This window comes from Microvirga antarctica, assembly GCF_017921815.1.
Lineage (GTDB): Bacteria > Pseudomonadota > Alphaproteobacteria > Rhizobiales > Beijerinckiaceae > Microvirga > Microvirga antarctica.
On record NZ_JAGEMM010000218.1, the window covers coordinates 1 to 270 of the forward strand.

The following is a 270-nucleotide window of genomic DNA, read 5'->3' on the forward strand; positions in this document are numbered from 1 at the left end:
TCTTTGTCGACTTCGCCGCCGGCAAGAGCCCGCGCCGGATCGCCTTCGACCTCAACGATCGCGGCATCCCCGGGCCGCGCCATGCCGCCTGGGGTTCATCCACCATCAACGGCAATCGGGCACGGGGGACGGGCATCCTCAACAACGAGCTCCACGTCGGCAAGCTGGGCTTGAACTGCCTGCGCTACATGAAGGACCCGGATACCGGCAAGCGCCGCTCGCGCGCCAATACCGATGATGCGCTGGTCGTCCATGACGTCCCGGAGCTTG

The 270-nt window shown here is 66.3% G+C and carries 1 protein-coding gene; it reads left to right on the forward strand.

The features are described from left to right. The coding region (locus tag J4G32_RS21565; RefSeq protein ID WP_210497804.1) for a recombinase family protein at positions 1-270 on the forward strand (270 nt) is incomplete at both ends.